This window comes from Candidatus Purcelliella pentastirinorum, assembly GCF_028748785.1.
In the GTDB taxonomy this organism is placed as follows: domain Bacteria; phylum Pseudomonadota; class Gammaproteobacteria; order Enterobacterales; family Enterobacteriaceae; genus Purcelliella; species Purcelliella pentastirinorum_A.
This window is the reverse complement of record NZ_CP110496.1, coordinates 454,509-474,117: the sequence shown is the minus strand read 5'-3', so window position 1 is coordinate 474,117 and position 19,609 is coordinate 454,509. Positions and strand designations below refer to the sequence as shown.

Here is a 19,609-nt window from a genome sequence, read left to right as displayed (position 1 = left end):
TATTATATGATTAATCTGCGAATATCAGACATAAAATAATCTATTAAACACATAAATTTACCAGCATCAACACCATTAATAACTCTATGATCATAAGATAAAGAAAACGGTAAAATTGTCCTAGTAATTATTTTATCTAAAACAAATAAAGGTTTAACTAAAATTTTTGATACACCTAAAATAGCCACCTCTGGAAAATTAATAATTGGTGTAAAAAATATTCCACCCAACTTACCTAAACTAGAAACAGTAAAACCACCACCCTGACAATCAATTTTTCTTAATTTATTATCACGTACTTTATTAGATAAATTTGATAATTCAATAGACAAATCTGTAATATTTTTTTTATCCACATCACATATAACAGGTACAAATAAACCATAGGAAGAATTTACAGCGACACCAATATTAATATATTTCTTCAATATTAAAAATCTACCATCACTTGACAAAGAACTATTAAAATTAGGCATTTTTTTTAAACTTTTTGCAATAGATTTTAATAAAAAAATAATAGGTGTTATTTTAATAAAATTTTTATTAAAACTTAACCTTTTATTTTCACTATGACGAAAAACCTCTAATTCAGTAATATCAATTTCATCAAATTGTGTAACATGAGGAATAGTATTCCATGTTTTATGTAACTTATTAGCAATATTCTTTTGTAAATCACCAATTGCTAAAAATTTTATTTTACCAAACTTATCAAATTCATTTTCTTTTTTTATATGTTTATTATCTTCTTTCTTTTTCTTGTTAAATTTAGTTTTAATATTTAAATAATTATCTAAATCAGATTTTAATATACGACCTTTTCTACCTGAACCTTTAATACTAAATAAATCTATATCTAATTTACGACTTAATCTGCGAATTAATGGCGTAGCATATGATTTAAAATCATTTAAAAAATAATCCTTTGTTTTAATAGATTTTAAATTATTATCGTAAACTTTAGATATTTTACTATCATATTTAACATCTAAAATATTATGTGAAGTTTTTAATGATGATCGCAAACCATCTTCATTACTATCAATAATAATCATTATATCATCAACTTTTACTGTATCAAAAATTTTTACCTTTATATCTTTTACAATTCCATTATATGGAGATGTAATATCAAAAGAAGCTTTTTGTGCTTCAACCACAAATATTATCTGTTCAAATTTAATTGAATCACCAATATTTACTAGAATTTCAACCACATCTACTTTATTAACACCTGCAATGTTAGGTAATTTTATATCAATAAGCATATATTATTTTCTCTTTTAAAATAAACGAGGATTCATTTTATTAACATCAATTCTAAAAAATTTTATAGCTTGATTAAAAAAAACAGAACTGATATCTTTTAATTGAACTAATATACTTAATACACAAATCACAATATAAGGATAACTTATTTCAAAATGATTGCGTAAATTAAAACGACTATCAGACATTCCAAAACCGTCTGTACCTAATACAAAATATTTATCACTAGGAACATAACTAGAAATTTGTTCAGCAAATAATTTCATATAGTCGGTTACTGCTAAGGCTGGATGGCTATTCATCACACATGATATATAAGAACTTTTATTAACATCATTAGGATGTAATAAATTCCATCTAACACAATCTTGACCATCTCTAGCTAATTCTGTAAAAGATGTAACACTATAAACATCAGATGCTATGTCATATCTATTAGATAAAATTCTAGCCGCCATACGAACATGTTGTAAAATAGAACCAGAACCTAACAATTGAATAGAACTCTTACCACCATTTAATGTTTCTAATTTATAAATACCTTTTTTTATACCATATTCAGAATTGAGTGGCATACTCGGCATATGATAATTTTCATTAAAAGTTGTAATATAATAATATATATTTTCATAATTAGAACCATACATTCTTAATAAACCATCATGAATGATGACAGCCATTTCATAAGAATAAGCTGGATTATATGAAATACAATTAGGAATTGTCAAAGAATAAATATGACTATGACCATCAGCATGTTGCAAACCTTCACCGTTTAATGTTGTTCTTCCAGATGTACCACCTATTAAAAAACCTTTTGCTTGTTGATCTCCAGCAGCCCAAAGTAAATCACCAACTCTTTGAAAACCAAACATTGAATAATAAATATAAAAAGGTATCATGGTTAAATTATTCGTACAATAAGATGTTGAAGCGGATAACCAAGAGGAAACAGCACCTAATTCATTTATACCCTCTTGTAGTATTTGACCATTTTTATCCTCTTTATAATAAAAAAATTCATTATAATCTTGAGGAATATATCTTTGACCATTAGAATTATAAATACCAATTTTACGAAACAAACCCTCCATACCAAAAGTTCTTGCTTCATCTGCCACAATAGGAACAATTCTATCTTTAATAGATTTGTTTCTTAAAATAATGTTTAATATACGAATAAAAACAATAGTAGTAGATATTTTTTTATCTTGTTTTTTTAATAAAGATTTAAAATCTGATAATTTAGGCAAACTTAATTTATTTTCTAAATTATACATATTTCTACTAGGCAAATAACCACCTAAAACTTTACGTCTATTATGCAAATATTCATACTCATCACTACCCTTACTAAACTTTATAAATAATAAATTACTAATCCCATCATTATCCATTGAAATCTGCAAATTATCTCTTATAGAACATAAATCATCAAAACTTATATCTTTTACCTGATGAGAAATATTCTTACTTTCAACATTAGATGTTAAACCATAACCCTTAACAGTATGAAATAATATTACAACTGGTTTATTTCTTACAAGATGTGCTTTCTTAAAAGCAGCATATATTTTTTTATAATCATGACCACCTCTAATAAGATTGAAAATTTCCACGTCTGTAATATCCTTTACCAAATCTTTTGTTTCAGAATATTTACCAAAAAAATGTTCACGAATATACATACCATTTTTAGATTGTAAAGTTTGATATTCTCCATCTACTGTTTCATTCATTAATTTAACTAATTTACCATTAATGTCCTTTTTTAATAATGGATCCCAATTAGAACCCCATATAACTTTAATTACCTCCCAACCAGCACCTAAAAAAAAATTTTCTAATTCTATAATAATTTTACCATTACCATAAACCGGACCATCTAATCTCTGCAAATTACAATTTACAACGAATATAAGATTATCTAACTTATCTCGAGAAGCTATATTTATCGCTCCCTTAGATTCAGGTTCATCCATCTCACCATCACCTAAAAAAGCATAAACAGTTCTTTTAGAAGTATCATCTAAACCACGATTATGCAAATATTTTAGAAATTTAGCTTGATAAATAGCATTTAACGCACTAAGACCCATAGAAACTGTAGGAAATTGCCAAAAATTAGGCATTAATTTTGGATGTGGGTATGAAGAAATACCCTTACCACATATTTCCTGACGAAAATTATTTAATTGAATTTCAGTTAATCTATCTTCCAAAAAAGCTCTAGAATATATACCAGGAGAAATATGACCCTGAAAATAAACCAAATCACCAATATTATTATCACCATAAATACGAAAAAAATGATTAAAACAAACTTCATATATATGCGCAACAGATTGAAATGAAGACAAATGACCACCCAAATCTAATTTCTTTCTAGAAGCCCTTAATACAATCATAATAGCATTCCATCTTACAGCTGCACAAATACGATCTTCTATAAGAAGATTACCAGGATATAAGGGCTCTTCTTCTACAGGTATGGTATTAATATAATTAAATTTATTTAAACAACCATTTGAATATTCATTTCTAAATATAACTTTTGATATTTTATTAAATAAATATTTAGCACGTTCAACACCATCATTATGAATAACAGATTGTATTGATTCTAACCATTCAATAGTTTCAACGGAATCAATATCATTAAATGTTGAATTTACCACAGTTAATCCCTTAATTTATGATAAAAAATATAAAACATAAATAAATTAAAAAATATTATACAGATTTTAAAAAAAATTTATATAATAATATTTAATAATTAATTTTTTGATATTTATTAATTTAAACACATTAATTTTAAATTAATAAAATGTTATTAAATATTATAATTAATAAATCTACATTGGAAAAAAATATGAGTTCTAACAAAAAAAAAAATATTAAAAAAAAAACAAATAAAATAAATGTTGTTATTGAAATATCTGCCAATAGTAACCCAATAAAATATGAAATGAATAAAAAATACAAAACACTATATGTTGATAGAATTATATACACACCCATGTTTTATCCATGCAATTACGGTTATATAAAAAATACACTATCACTAGATGGTGATCCAATTGACGCAATGGTTATTACTCAATACTCATTGATACCTGGATGTATTATAAATACCAGACCAATTGGGTTGCTCAAAATGGAAGATGAATCTGGAGAAGACTTTAAAATAATATCTGTACCAACAAATAAAATTACAAATGAATATAATAATATAAAAGATATAAATAATTTATCTGATTTTACAAAAAATCAAATAAAACATTTTTTCCAACACTACAAAGACTTAGAAAAAAATAAATGGGTTAAAATAATTGGATGGATGAATGTTAAATTTGCAAAAAAAGAAATAAAAAAAGCATATATAAGATATAAAAAATAAAATAATTAATATTCTTATCATTTATTATTTAAAAAAAAATAAATTTTTTAATTAAAATAAAATTATGAACATAAAAAAATATATAAATATTATAAATGATAAAAAATTAAATTAACAAAATGATTAAAAATTGATATTTATTTTACAAAATATAACAATACTAATTGTACAATATTACATTAAAAATAAAAAATATAGAGATTAGTAATCCAAAAACTAATTTAAAAAGGATGAAAAATGAAAAATAAATTACCATCATTCATAGACATGTATAGAAAAATAATAACTATACCATCAATTAGCTCAAGTAATAAAAAACTGGATACAAGTAATAAAAATATAATAAATATTTTAGCAGAATGGTTTAATAGTTTGGGATTTACAATAGATATACAATATATACCAAATACAAAAAACAAATTTAATATGCTTGCAAAAAGCCACAGTGGAGAAGATGGCTTAATGTTAAGCGGACACACTGATACTGTTCCTTATGATGAAAAACAATGGACAAAAGATCCATTCAAAATTACAGAATATGATAATAAAATATATGGATTAGGAACAACAGATATGAAAGGTTTTTTTATATTTATATTAGAAATATTAAAAAATATCAATATCAAAAAATTCAAAAAACCACTATATATTTTAGCTACTGCTGATGAAGAAACCTCAATGTCAGGAGCAAGATATTTCTCAGATGTAACATCCATAAATCCAAAATTTGCAATAATAGGAGAACCCACAGAATTAAAACCTATTGACTCACATAAAGGGCATATTTCAAAAATAATTAAAATAAAAGGAAAATCAGGACATTCAAGCGATCCAAATTTAGGTGTAAATTCAATAGAAATAATGAATAAAATAATAAATATCTTATTAAAATTAAAAAACAAATTAAAAACAGATTACAATGATAATACATTTACAGTACCATATCCCACTTTAAATTTAGGACATATATGTGGAGGTAACGCGGCAAATAGAATTTGTTCATATTGTCATTTATACATTGATATAAGACCATTACCAAATACTGATACAATACAAATAAATAAAATATTAAATGATGTTTTAAAGCCTATAAATAAAAAATGGGGTAATATAATTACTATAAAAGAATTAAACCCAACAATACCCGGGTTTGAATATAATAAAAAATATAAATTATTAGAAAAAATTAAAAGAATATTAAAATGCAAAAAAACAAAAAAAGTAAATTATTGTACAGAAGCACCATTTATACAAAAAATATGCCCTACAATAATTTTAGGGCCGGGGTCTATAGAACAAGCTCATAAACCAAATGAATTCATTGATAATTCATATATAAAACCTACTAAAAAAATATTTAATAAAATAATAAATACCTTTTGTTTTATTTAATAACTTCAATACAATTAAAAAAATATCTATTTCATAAAAATAAAAAATGCAAAATTTAGTTACTCAAAAACATATAAAACAAATTAATTCTGATATATTAGAAAAATATAAATACTTTGAAAAAATAAAAGGATAATATTTGAATATTTTACATAAATTGTTGTATGCACTATTACAACAAGATTTTAATACTCTATCCAATACAAATTATACATGGATTATTTATTCTATATTATTCGTGGTCATTTTTTTGGAAAACGGATTAATACCCACAGCCTTTCTTCCTGGAGATAGTTTATTAATACTCGTAGGTGTGTTAGTAACAAAAAAAATAATAAAAATATCATCAATAATATTAACTTTAACAACAGCTACAATATTAGGTTGTTGGTTGGGTTATATTAATGGAAAATTTTTTAGCAATACAAAAATAATAAAACTATGGATATCAAATATACCAAAAAAAACATACGATAAAACAAATAAATTATTTAATAAATATGGATTATCCGCAATGATTATTAGTAAATTTATTGCTTTTGTACGAACTTTATTACCAATTATAATTGGAATATCACAAATAAAATATAAAAAATTTCAAATTTATAACATAATAAGTTCTTTTATATGGGTATTAACATTAATTATAATTGGATCAGTATTAGGTAATACGTCTATATTTATAATATACAAAAAGAAAATAATACTACTTTTAACTATCTTACCAATATTAATATTTATAATTGGATTAATAATATTGGTATATAACATTATAAAAAAAAAAATATTTAATTTTTTTAAAATTATATCAAAAAAAAATATACAATACATTTCATCTCAAAAAAAAGTATTCTAAAATTTTTTATTAACTATAATATAAAAAATAAATATAAAATTTAACATTTATTAATAACACATAAAAAGGAATCAAATTTATTATATGCTACATAAATATAACATTTATAACAAAGTAATAAATTTATTATTAAATATTTGTATAAATGTTAAAACCTTACCAAAATATTTAAACAAAATTAATAAAAAAGAAAAAATAATATATATTTTACAAAAAAAATCCAAAATAGATCTACTAATATTAAAAAAACAATGTCATAAACAAAAATTACCTGACCCAACAAAATCAATAAAAATTAACAATAAAAAAATACCTAGATGTATATTTATAAAAAATATAAATAATAAATTTCTATTTTACATAAAAAATAATAAAAATATTGAATTAATTAATAAATACCTAGAACTTGAAAAGAAAAATTTCAATTTAAACTTAAAAATATTACCAATATTAATACTAATAGGTAGAAAACCCAAATACAAAAATAATAAAAATATAAAAAATACAAAAATAATAAAAATAATAAAAAAAATTTTACAAATAATATGGATAGGAAAAGAAACGTTTATTATTTTTTCTAAAAAAATATCACTCAAAAATATTTCATTAAAAAACATCTCAAAAAGATCATTAATTAAAAAATTGATTTATAAAATAAATACAAACTTTAACAAACAAAAATTTGCGATAATTGGTCCTAATATAATAAAAAGAAATAAACTTTTAAAAAAAATATTAAAATCTAAAATCATTAAAAATAAGATAAAAAAAGAAATTAAAATAAAAAATAAAAATAAAAAAAAAATTAAGTATTTTACTCTATCAATTATCAAAGAAATAGCAACTAATTTTTCATATGAAATGATAAGAATAGTAAATAAAATAATGAAAATAGTATGGAATAAAACTTTTGATGAAATAATTATAAATGGTAGTAAAAAAATATGTAAATTAGCATATAAAGGAAATAGAATAATATATCTACCATGCCATAAAAGCCATATAGATTATCTCATATTATCTTATGCAATATACCATCAAGGACTTTCTATACCATATATAGCGGCAGGAACAAATTTAAATTTTTGGCCAATTGGATGTTTATTTAGAAAACTAGGAGCATTTTTTATTCGTAGAACATTTATTGGTAATAAATTATATTCAATTATATTTAAAGAATATTTAATAAAATTAATAAAAAGAGGGCATTCTATAGAATATTTTATTGAAGGTAGCAGATCAAGAACAGGTTATTTATTAAAACCAAAAACAGGAATATTAACAATAACAATAAAATCTTTATTAAAAAATATCAACAAACCAATAATATTAGTACCCATTTACATAAATTATGATCATATAATGGAAGTAAAAACTTATACAAAAGAAATGTCAGGACATTTAAAAAAAAATGAAAATATATTACAAATAGTTAAAGGAATAAAAAATATAAAAAATTTTGGTAATAGCTATATAAATTTTGGCAAACCATTAAACTTAATAAAATATTTAAATAAAAATGTTAAAAAATGGAAACAAAATTTAAATTTTAGCAAAACAAAAAATCCCAACTGGCTAATACCTATAGCTAACAATATAGCAAATGATATTATGAATAGAATAAATGCTGCAGTTGCTATAAATTCAATAAATTTATGTGCTACTATATTACTTTCAGTAAAAAAACATCAGATAAATAAAATAAAAATGGTAAAACAAATCAAATGTTACATAAAACTATTTAAAATAGCACCATATTCCAAATATTTTACATTTCCAAAAAAATCAGCAAAAAAAATATTAAAAAAAGCCATAAAAACAAAAAAAATCAAATTAAAAAAAAATAAAAATTATGATTTAATAGTTTTAAATGAAAAAATAAATATTTTAAACTATTACAAAAATAATATTCAACATATATTCGTTATTCCATCACTAATAATTAAAATAATAAAAAAATATAAAAAAATAAAAAAAAAAAAAATAATAGATAAAATAAATATAATATACCCTATATTTAAAAATGAATTTTTTTTATATTTAAATAAAAAAAAAAATAATAAATTTATTATTCGTGTAATAAAAGAATTTATTAATCAAAAATTAATCATAAAAAAAAAACTAATATTTTATATAAATACAAACAAAAATAATAAAATAGAAATATTATCTACACATATAAATGATATTTTAAAGAAATATATTACAATAATTTCAATATTAAAGTTAAATCCAGGTATTAATACAATAGATTTATATAAAAAAAGCAAAATATTAATAAACCATCAAAATAAAAATAAAATACCAAATAAATTTAAATTATATAATAAACAAACATTATTATCATCATTAAAAACATTTAAAAAAATAGGATATATAAAAAATAAAAAATATAAAAAAAAAATAGAAAATACATACAAATTATTAAACAAATTGATAAAAAAAATAAATGTAAATTAACAATAAAAAAATATTAATTTTTAACAAATTATATGATAAAAATTAAAAAAAAAATTAACTTAATAAATCCAACAAACTAAAAATAAATCTTTTACTAAATTTATTTATCTTTAATATTCAATACTAGTCAAATTAAAAATAATAAAAAAATAAAACTAAATATTAAGTTAATTAATATTAAATTATTAAATTAATAATAATAATCTAATTAATAAAAAATTAAATGAAAAAATATAATCTTTAAATAATTGTCAAATTATATAAAATCTAAAAAACAAAAAAACAAAAAAATTTAAAAATATTATTATAATAAATTTATGAAATTATACACAATTATTAATGCATTAATATTACTCTTATATTGGATATTAGTAGGATTAGTTACATTAAGAATATTAATGAAAAAAAAACCCATACCATCAACCACATCGTGGTTACTAACCGTATATATTTTACCCATAATAGGTATATTAGTTTATATATTTCTAATTGAATTAAATGTAGGTAAAAAAAGAACATCAAATTTATATAAAATTTGGTTATACGGAGTTAACTGGATAAACAATATAGACTGTAACAAAACAATTTTTAATAACAAAAATAGCTATATTGCAACTTCAATATTTAAATTGTGTAAGAATATACAAGGAATTCCAGGAACAAAAGTTCATAAATTAAAAATTTTTACTTCAACAAACAACATAATAAAAAAATTAATAAAAGATATATTATCAGCAAAAAATAATATAGAAATAATGTTTTATATTTGGCAACCAGGAGGAATAGCTGATAAAGTAGCGGAAGCATTAATAATTGCTTCATGTCAAGGAATACATTGTAGATTAATGTTAGATTCAGCAGGTAGTTCTATATTCTTTCGTAGTCCATGGGTAAAAATAATGAAAGATGCTGGAATTGAAATAGTAGAAACATTAAAAATAAATATTTTAAAAATATTTTTAAGACGAATAGATTTAAGACAACATAGAAAAATAATTATTATAGATAATTATATAACCTATACTGGAAGTATGAATTTAGTAGATCCAAAACTATTTAAAAAAAATATAGGAATAGGTGAATGGATAGATCTAATGGTTAGAATGGAAGGACCAATAGCTATAAGTATAGGTATAATATATGCTTGTGATTGGGAATTAGAAACAGGAAAAAAGATTTTACCAAATATATCTAATAAAAATAAAATTTCACACAAAAAGAAATATTTAAATGGAGTACAAATAATAGCATCAGGACCAGGATTTTCCAAAGATATTATACATCAAGTCTTATTAACAGCTATTTATTCAGCAACAAAAAAAATAAACATAACTACACCATATTTCGTTCCTAGTAATGATTTACTAAATGCAATTTGCAGCGCAGCAAAAAGAGGTGTAAAAGTAAATATTATAATTCCTTACTATAATGATTCTACGTTAGTAAATTGGGTAAGTAAATACTTTTTCACTGATTTACTTTCTTCTGGAGTCAATATATATCAATTTAAAAAGGGGTTATTACATACTAAAAGTATATTAATAGATCACCAATTAAGTTTTATCGGAACAGCAAATTTAGACATGAGAAGCTTATGGCTAAACTTTGAAATAACATTAGCAATAGATGATCATAAGTTTAGTGAAACTTTATCAAATATTCAAAAGGAATATATAAAATTATCAAAAAAAATAAAATTAAAAAAATGGGATAAAAGATCATATTGGTATAAATTAATGGAAAGATTATTATTTTTTTTTCATCCATTATTATAATAACAAATTAATATTTTATAAAAAACAAATATAAAATTAATCAAATAAAATTATTAAATATTGTAATAAAAATAATTAAATGTAATAATAAATTCATTATTAAATTATAAAATAAATTAAAAAATATAAAAAAATAAATCAAAAATTCATGATTGATATTTGTATAAATAAAATACATTTTTAAAACATTAAATAGAGATAAAAATGATAACAACATCTATTACACATATAATAGAAGGCAAATTATTAACTGAAACAAAAATTACTATTAATGGATGGGTTAAAACAAAAAGAACATCAAAAATTGGAATAACATTTATATCTATAAATGATGGATCATGTTTAGAAAATTTACAAATAATAATAAAAAAAAACATTCATAATTATAAAAATAATATTTTAAAACTAACTACAGGTTGTTCTATAAAAGTTAAAGGAATAATCAAATATTCCCCATCAACAAAACAAAAATACGAAATACATGCAATAAATATTATTATATTAGGATGGGTAAAAGATCCATCATCTTATCCAATTAGCCCTAAAAAACACAGCATGGAATATCTAAGAAAAATAGCACATTTAAGACCTAGAACTAATATAATTGGAGCAATTACTAGAATAAGACAAACAATAATATACAAAATACATAAATTTTTAAATAATCATGGTTTTTATTGGATACCTACACCAATAATTACAACAATAGACACTGAAGGAAATGGCAAAATGTTTAGAGTATCAACTCTAAATAAAAACCACCTTTCATCCTCACAAGATAAAAATATAAATTTTAAAAAAGATTTCTTTGGCAAAGAAACTTTTCTAACAGTTTCTGGACAATTAAATGCAGAAAGCTATTCATGTGCTTTATCTAAAGTATATGCTTTTGGACCTACTTTTAGAGCAGAAAATTCAAATACAAAAAAACATTTATCAGAATTTTGGATGTTAGAACCTGAAATAGCATTTGCAAAATTAAATGATGTAATAAAATTAGCAATTGATATGTTAATATATATATCAAAATCACTTTTAAATGAAAGAGATAAAGATTTATTTTTTTTTGAAAAAAAAAAAAAAAAAAATAAATTCAAATTAAAAAAATTGATATCTTCCAATTTCGAACAAATAGATTATGAAGAAGCTATAAAAATATTAAAAAAATCAAACACAAATTTTAAACTACCTGTAAACTGGGGAATAGATATATCCACTGAACATGAAAAATATCTAACTGAAAAATATTTTAAAACCCCAATAATAATAAAAAATTATCCAAAAAAAATAAAACCATTTTATATGAGACTAAACAAAGATAACAAAACAGTATCAGCAATGGATATTTTAATGCCAGGAATTGGAGAAATTATAGGTGGTTCAGAAAGAGAAGAAAGAATAGAAATTTTAGATAAAAGAATAAAAGAATCAAAATTAAATAAAAAAAAATATTGGTGGTATAGGGATCTTAGAATATACGGTACTATACCACATGCTGGTTTTGGTATGGGTGTAGAAAGATTAATATCTTTTATTACAGGTGTAAAAAATATAAAAGATATTGTACCATTTCCAAGAACACCTAAAAACGCTAACTTTTAAAGTATAAAATAATAAAAATATTTTAGACAAATAAATAAAATTTTAGTAAAATAAAATCTATTAAAAATGTATATTTGATCTCACAAATATACATAATATAAAAAACTTATACAATTACCATGAGAGGTAATAAGCATGATAAAACGAAATATTATCACAATAATTTTAACTATTTCATTAATGATGAGTAATATAGTTAATGCAATAGAAATTTATAATAAAAATGGTAATAAAATTAATATTTACGGTAGTATCAATATACTAAGAAAATTCAGTAATGGTCAATACAATAAGGGCGATAAATCATATACAAAATTAGGTTTAAAAAATGAACATTTTATATCAAAAAATATAATTGGATATTCTACATGGTTATATGAATTTCATAATGATTTAACAGAAAGTCAATATAGATTATATAATGGAGAAACATGTTTAGCATATGCAGGTTTAAATTTTAAAAAATGGGGATCAATAGACTATGGTCGTAATTACGGCATACTATATGATAGTCTCTCATACACAGATAAATTACCTGTAGAAAATAATCTATCAATAAAAGATAATGATAATTTCCTTTCAAGACGTGCAACAAGTTTATTAACATATAGAAACAAAGATTTATTTGGTTATTTCAAAGGAATAAATATTGCTATACAATACGCAGGTAAAAATTTATACGATCGTATAGAAGAAGAAAAAAATTGTAATGGATGGGGAGGTTCTTTAGAATATAAATCTGATATAGGATTAAGCACTATAGGTAGCTGGTTCAACGTAAATAGAACAGATATTCAAAAAGAAGATAACAATGGAAACAAATCAATTGCTTATGCACTAGGATTAAAATATGACAAAAATAATATTTACGTAGGTGCTATATATGGTAATTCAAAAAATTTACACAGATCTTATAATGATTCTTTAGCAAAACAAACCAAAAATATAGAATTTATAGCACAATATAAATTCAATAACATTTACCCTTCAATATCCTTCTTACAAAGAAGTATAAATAATTCCAATCCAGCAGCATTTGATAGTATGGTTATAGATAAATATATAAACCTAGGTGCAATTTACGATATAAATAAAAATATATCAGCATATGCAGATTACAGAATTAATCTAATTAAAGACAAATCTAATACTTCATATAGAAACTCAATGGATAATATATTTGCAATAGGTATGAGTTACAAATTTTAATTATAAATTCATACACAGAAAAACTAAAATTTTCTGTGTATGAACCTAAAATAAATTAATAATAAATGAAATTAATATAAAATAAAAAATTATGAATAATGCATATCAAAATTATAAGATTTCATATGAAATATAACAAAAGGAACACTAATATTATTCTTCTTAAATTCCTCTAAAATAAGATAATTCAACATACTTCTCAAAGGCATTCTATGACCCATTTCAGCAACATGTACACGTAATTCAAATAACTGAACACCATACTGTAAATCTACTAAATATGCTTCTGGTTTAGGAATATTGATAACATAACTACACTTAAGAGCGGATTTTTTCAAAATATCTATAACTAATTTAGTATTAGAAATAACATCAACAGTTATATATAAAACTATTCTTGTAACGGAATCAGAAAGAGACCAATTAATAAATTGTTCTGTAACAAATGCTTTATTAGGCATAATTATCTCTTTACGATCCCAATCAGTAATTGTAGTCGCACGAGTATTAATACAAGTTACATTTCCTGTAAGATTACGAATGGTTACAGTATCACCTATCCTAATTGGTTTTTCAAATAAAATTATTAATCCAGATATAAGATTAGCAAATATTTCTTGCAAACCAAAACCTAAACCTACACCTAAAGCTGCAATTAACCATTGAAACTTAGACCATTCAATACCAATTATAAAAAAACCTACAATACCTCCAATAAATAAAATAAAATATTTAGTTAATGTTGTAATTGCATAACTAGTTCCAGGAGTTAAATTTAGATGTTGAAGAATAACTAACTCTAATAATGAAGGTAAATTATAAACCAATTGCATTGTAATAATGAATATTAATGTAGCAATCAATAAAGATTCTAATGTAACAGATTTTAAATTCTCTATACCTTGAATAGATGTACTTATATTCCACAATTTTATTCTTTCTAAAAAACTAAAAGCTGAATGAATTTTAGACCAAATAACAATAATAGAAAGCAAGGCAATTAAGGTCAATAATGATCTAAGCAAACGAAGAGATTGAGCACTAATTGTATCTAAATCTATTAAAGATTCATCTATCTCAAGATTATCACTACTAATTTCACCAATATCTTCATCATTTTTTATTCTATGCAATAAAATTTCAGTACGTCGTTGTTTATCTCTATCAAAAGCAATTCGTCTTCTTTGTATTAACATCCAACGACGAATAACATAATAAATTATTAATAACAAAAACCAGACAAAAACAGAAATTTCTACTCTAATTAATAAATCTTGTGCTGTTGTAAAATATCCAATACATGAAGCTAAAGAAGCTAATAGGGGTATACAAATCATAATATTCCAAATTATTTTATTAAATAAACTTTTACCTGTACCTTTTTTATTCAAATATAAAAAAATACCAGCACGTTGCAAAGTATAAGTAATAAAACTTAAAATAATACAAAATAAAACGAAACAAAGTCTTCCCAAAGTAACATAATAAAAATGTTCGTTAAGATTATTAAAAGTAAATAATAAAATCATCAAGGGAATCATTATTCCTACCGTTAAAAAATAATATTTCATAGCACCATTAACTCTAGATATAGGCCATCTAAAATGAGCTATAAACAAACCATTAGACCTGGCAAATTTAGCACTAATCATAAAAACAGATAATAACGGTATCATAGTAATTATACCATTACCTAAAGCAACAGCAATAGGATAAGACCACGCATATTGAAAACCTAATCCCAAAGAAGTAAAAAAACATAAAGTAGGCAAGGCTGATAACATAGATAACAAAGTAACATATAATGTTAAACTAAAACGATCTTTTGTTATTTTACCAATACACATAGAAGAATAATTTAAAAACTTATCATAATTTTTATTATTAATAATATTTATAAAAATAAATAATAGAGAAATTAAAATTGGCAATAAAGTTTTAATATTACTAAACATTAACAAAAAAGCACTAACTAATTGAATAAATGTATCAACAGATATAAATTTAATAAAATTATGATAAATATCTACAAAATAATTAATTCCAACAGGGTTAGCATCTGCTGTCCAATAAAAATATTTATGTACAGATTCCTTAATTTCTTCCAATATATCTTGTAATTTAACTGTAAGTATCTTTAATTTAATTATTTCAATAATATAATTATCACACCCAGTAATTAAATAATTAAGTATTCTTTTTCTAATTTTAAACTGAATTTCAAAAATATCATGGCAGCTATTTGAAAAAAAATAATTATTTCTATAATCTTGCTTTGATTTATTTAATAAATTTTCATATAAAAGACGTTGAACACGAATTTCACCCAATTCATTATCTAATTGAGACAATTTAAAAAATTTAGATAAATTAACAACTTGTCTTCTTAAATTTTCATTAAATAAATTGGAAAAATTAGATAATTTAGATTGCTCTTTTATAGAAAATAATATATGACGTGATCTAAAAATTTTATCATGAATAATATTTTGATTAATAAAAATTATATTAAATTTATTAAACTGATTATTTAAAGATACAAATAACCTTTTATTCAAAATAAAATAGTCTTTAATAAAACTAGATAATTTATCATTATAATGATAAACTAATTTTATTATTTTATGAAATATTTTTTTTATTTCAAATACTCTTAACTTATTAAGTTTACTATACAATATCATTAAATGATTATTTAATTTATCAAATTTTTTTTTATGTAATTCAAATTTAATACGTATTAATTCCTGACGATTATTAGCGGATAATTGTGCCATATACAACTCATTGACACGAGCTTTTTGTGCTGAATACTTAGCGCAATTAGCAAAATTTTTAGCCTCACTTAAAAAATCAACCTTTTGATCATATAAATTATAATAAAAATTAAACTTATTAATAAATAATTTTGCCTCAGATAACTGTTTAGAAAATTTTGACAAAAATTCATTAATTTTTTGTATTTTCTGCTGTGCACGTTCCATAATACTATTTTCTTTTAATAATTGTTGGTTTATTTGAATAATCTCACGATTTAAATCGTTTAAATTAGTAAAATTATTAAAGAATTTAACATCAAAAATATTAATAATTTTATGATATAATATTTTTTTTAAATTAGGAAAATCCGTAATTATTTGGTGATATCTATTTATACGTTCAATAGAATATTGACGTTCATTTAGAAAATTCAAAGTCATCTGTAATGTTAAAATTAATTCATTTTTATAAGGTAAATTATTAGATATTTTTACAAATTCTAATTCTTGCTTAATATGAGAAATATTCGGAGTACAATCAGCAAAAACTGAAAAATTAATAAAAATAACAAAAAACAATAAAAAATTTAAAAACACTTTATTATATGACTCTATTTTAAACAATTATTCAAAATACTATTATTTATAATATTTCCTTTTCCCATTATACTTCCAAAAAAAATATTTTTATTTACAAAAATATTTTTTTCTACTATAACTTTTTCAAATGGAAATAAATTAATTATTGTGGAACCTAGTCTAAAACAACCAATTTCTTGACCTTTTAATAAATAAAATTTTATATCATTATCAAAAGAATTATTAACCCACCGTTTTATAACACTATCTTTTTTACTAAAATTTATGATTTCAGACCAAATAGTGTCAATACTACCAACAAGAGAAGCCCCAATTAAAACTTGTGCTAATAAACCGAATTTAGTATCAAAATAAAAAATAATTCTTTCATTTTTAATAAATAAATTTGATAAACTTCTCATAGAAAAAAAATTCACAGAATATAATTTACCAGGAATATATACTATTTCTTTTAACAATCCATCACATGGCATATGAACACGATGACAAGTATACGGTGGAAGATATATAGTTAAAAAACTACCATTTATAAATTTATTAACCATAGAAATACTATCGGCCAACAAAGATGTTAAAGAAAAATAAAACCCTTTTGCTTGAATCAAACTATCATTTTTAATTATTCCAAATTGACTAACAATACCATCTACTGGAAAAACTAAAGAATTAAAATTTAACTCTATAGGTCTAAACTTTCTTAATAACCTTCTTGTGAAAAAATCATTAAAAGTATGATAATTAGATATATTTTTAATTTCACATTCTGAAATATTAATTTTATAAAACCAAATAAAGATTTTTATAAATATATTTGTAAATATACCTAATCTCTTATTAGATAACCATCCAACAAATTTAGTAAAATATCTAATAGAAAAAAATATATTTAAAAAATATTTAACATAAAAAAACAAATTAATTCTCCAAAACAAACTTAATATAAAATAATACAATTTATTATATAAAAATCTCTAACTTAAATATTTAACAAACTAAAATTATAATATCTTTATAAAATATATGCTATATATATATGTAAAATATTTTATAAGAAAAAAAAATGTTAAATAAAAAAAATTTAATTTGGATTGATTTAGAAATGACAGGGCTAAATCCTAAAATTGATCGTATTTTAGAAATAGCAACAATAATAACAGACTCTAATTTAAAAATTTTAGCAGAAGGACCTAATATAATTATTAAACAAAAAAAAAAAATAATAGATTCTATGAACAATTGGAATAAAAAAACACACAAAAAAAATCAACTAATAAAAATGGTGCAAAATAGTAATTATAATGAAAAATACGCGGAAAAAAAAACCATCAAATTTTTATCAAAATGGATCCAAAAAAATATATCACCAATATGTGGTAATAGTATAGGTAATGATAGACGCTTTTTATATAAATATATGCCGAAATTAGAATCATATTTTCATTATAGATATTTAGATGTCAGTTCTATTAGAGAATTGGCAAAAAGATGGAAACCCGAAATAACAAAATATATAAAATATAAAAATAAACATAGAGCAAAAAAAGATCTAAAAAATTCAATAAAAGAACTAAAATTCTATAAAAATACGTTTTTTACATTATAAAAAAAAATAACAAAATAAAATTATTAATAAAAAAAAAATAAATATATAGATTAAAAAATAAATAATAGTAATGATCAAATATAAAAACAAAATTTTAATTTAATATAAAAAAAACTAAATATATGTGCACATATAAAATTAAACTAATAAATGAATTACAAACATCATCATTAGGTGAAAAATTATCAAATACATGTTTTAAAAAAAAAGTTTTAATTTATTTAAATGGTGAAATAGGAACAGGTAAAACAACATTAATCAGAGCATTTATAAAACAAATGGGGTATAATAAATTTATAAAAAGTCCAACATATACAATAATTGAAAAATACAATATAAAAAATATAATTTTATTACACATAGATTTATATCGTATAAATAATATACATGAATTAGAAATACTTGGGTTAAAAGAATATATTGAAGAATCTTCTATTTGTTTAATAGAATGGCCAAAAAATAATATTAAACATATAAAAAAACCAGATATAAATATTAATTTATCATATATTGATAATCATAGAGAAGCAAAAATAAAATATGAATCTATAAGGGGCAAAAAGATAATAAATAAATTAATTAATAATAATAATTTTATTAATATAAAATATATATACTAATTATTTAATAATATTAATACCATATAAATTAAAAAATTTAATATTAATCATTAAAAATTAATTT

The 19,609-nt window shown here is 21.3% G+C and carries 13 protein-coding genes; 9 read left to right on the top strand and 4 right to left on the bottom strand.

Annotation, left to right across the window (positions count from 1 at the left end):
• Positions 1-2 precede the first annotated feature (2 nt).
• Both ONB71_RS02360 and aceE read right to left on the bottom strand, forming a co-directional pair.
• On the bottom strand, positions 3-1,268 hold the full coding sequence (locus ONB71_RS02360; protein ID WP_274360551.1) for a 2-oxo acid dehydrogenase subunit E2: 1,266 nt from the start codon (positions 1,266-1,268) through the stop codon (positions 3-5).
• A 15-nt stretch (positions 1,269-1,283) separates the two neighbouring features.
• The gene (gene aceE, locus ONB71_RS02355; protein ID WP_274360550.1) at positions 1,284-3,947 is read right to left on the bottom strand and encodes a pyruvate dehydrogenase (acetyl-transferring), homodimeric type; all 2,664 of its coding nucleotides are present in this window, start codon (positions 3,945-3,947) and stop codon (positions 1,284-1,286) included.
• Positions 3,948-4,141: 194 nt separating this feature from the next.
• Here aceE and ppa point away from each other — a divergent pair, with 194 nt between their 5' ends.
• The 7 genes from ppa to ONB71_RS02320 all read left to right on the top strand — a co-directional run bounded on the left by ppa (position 4,142) and on the right by ONB71_RS02320 (position 13,963).
• Complete coding sequence (ppa, locus tag ONB71_RS02350; RefSeq protein ID WP_274360778.1) at positions 4,142-4,669, top strand: inorganic diphosphatase; 528 nt, start codon at positions 4,142-4,144, stop codon at positions 4,667-4,669.
• Positions 4,670-4,906: 237 nt separating this feature from the next.
• Entirely contained in the window at positions 4,907-6,061 is a 1,155-nt protein-coding gene (gene argE, locus ONB71_RS02345; RefSeq protein WP_274360549.1) for an acetylornithine deacetylase, read from the top strand.
• A 139-nt stretch (positions 6,062-6,200) separates the two neighbouring features.
• Entirely contained in the window at positions 6,201-6,917 is a 717-nt protein-coding gene (locus tag ONB71_RS02340) for a DedA family protein (RefSeq protein WP_274360548.1), read from the top strand.
• 84 nt (positions 6,918-7,001) lie between these two features.
• A complete protein-coding gene (gene plsB / locus ONB71_RS02335) occupies positions 7,002-9,377 on the top strand; it encodes a glycerol-3-phosphate 1-O-acyltransferase PlsB (protein WP_274360547.1) in 2,376 nt (791 codons plus the stop codon).
• 317 nt (positions 9,378-9,694) lie between these two features.
• On the top strand, positions 9,695-11,152 hold the full coding sequence (gene cls / locus ONB71_RS02330) for a cardiolipin synthase (protein WP_274360546.1): 1,458 nt from the start codon (positions 9,695-9,697) through the stop codon (positions 11,150-11,152).
• 204 nt (positions 11,153-11,356) lie between these two features.
• Positions 11,357-12,754, top strand: coding sequence for an asparagine--tRNA ligase (gene asnS / locus ONB71_RS02325; protein WP_274360545.1), 1,398 nt, complete (start codon positions 11,357-11,359; stop codon positions 12,752-12,754).
• A 135-nt stretch (positions 12,755-12,889) separates the two neighbouring features.
• Positions 12,890-13,963 (top strand): porin, encoded by a 1,074-nt coding sequence (locus ONB71_RS02320; protein WP_274360544.1) that lies wholly within the window; start codon positions 12,890-12,892, stop codon positions 13,961-13,963.
• 89 nt (positions 13,964-14,052) lie between these two features.
• Here ONB71_RS02320 and mscM read toward each other — a convergent pair whose 3' ends face one another.
• A complete protein-coding gene (mscM, locus tag ONB71_RS02315) occupies positions 14,053-17,319 on the bottom strand; it encodes a miniconductance mechanosensitive channel MscM (protein ID WP_274360543.1) in 3,267 nt (1,088 codons plus the stop codon).
• Between the two features lie 14 nt (positions 17,320-17,333).
• Entirely contained in the window at positions 17,334-18,236 is a 903-nt protein-coding gene (gene asd, locus ONB71_RS02310; protein WP_274360542.1) for an archaetidylserine decarboxylase, read from the bottom strand.
• 146 nt (positions 18,237-18,382) lie between these two features.
• Between asd and orn the strand changes: the two genes are divergently transcribed.
• Together orn and tsaE are read left to right on the top strand one after the other, a co-directional pair.
• Positions 18,383-18,925, top strand: a complete 543-nt coding sequence (gene orn / locus ONB71_RS02305) for an oligoribonuclease (RefSeq protein ID WP_274360541.1) — start codon at positions 18,383-18,385, stop codon at positions 18,923-18,925.
• A 122-nt stretch (positions 18,926-19,047) separates the two neighbouring features.
• Positions 19,048-19,545: a tRNA (adenosine(37)-N6)-threonylcarbamoyltransferase complex ATPase subunit type 1 TsaE gene (gene tsaE, locus ONB71_RS02300; RefSeq protein WP_274360540.1), complete on the top strand. Its 498-nt coding sequence runs from the start codon at positions 19,048-19,050 to the stop codon at positions 19,543-19,545.
• Positions 19,546-19,609: the final 64 nt, after the last annotated feature.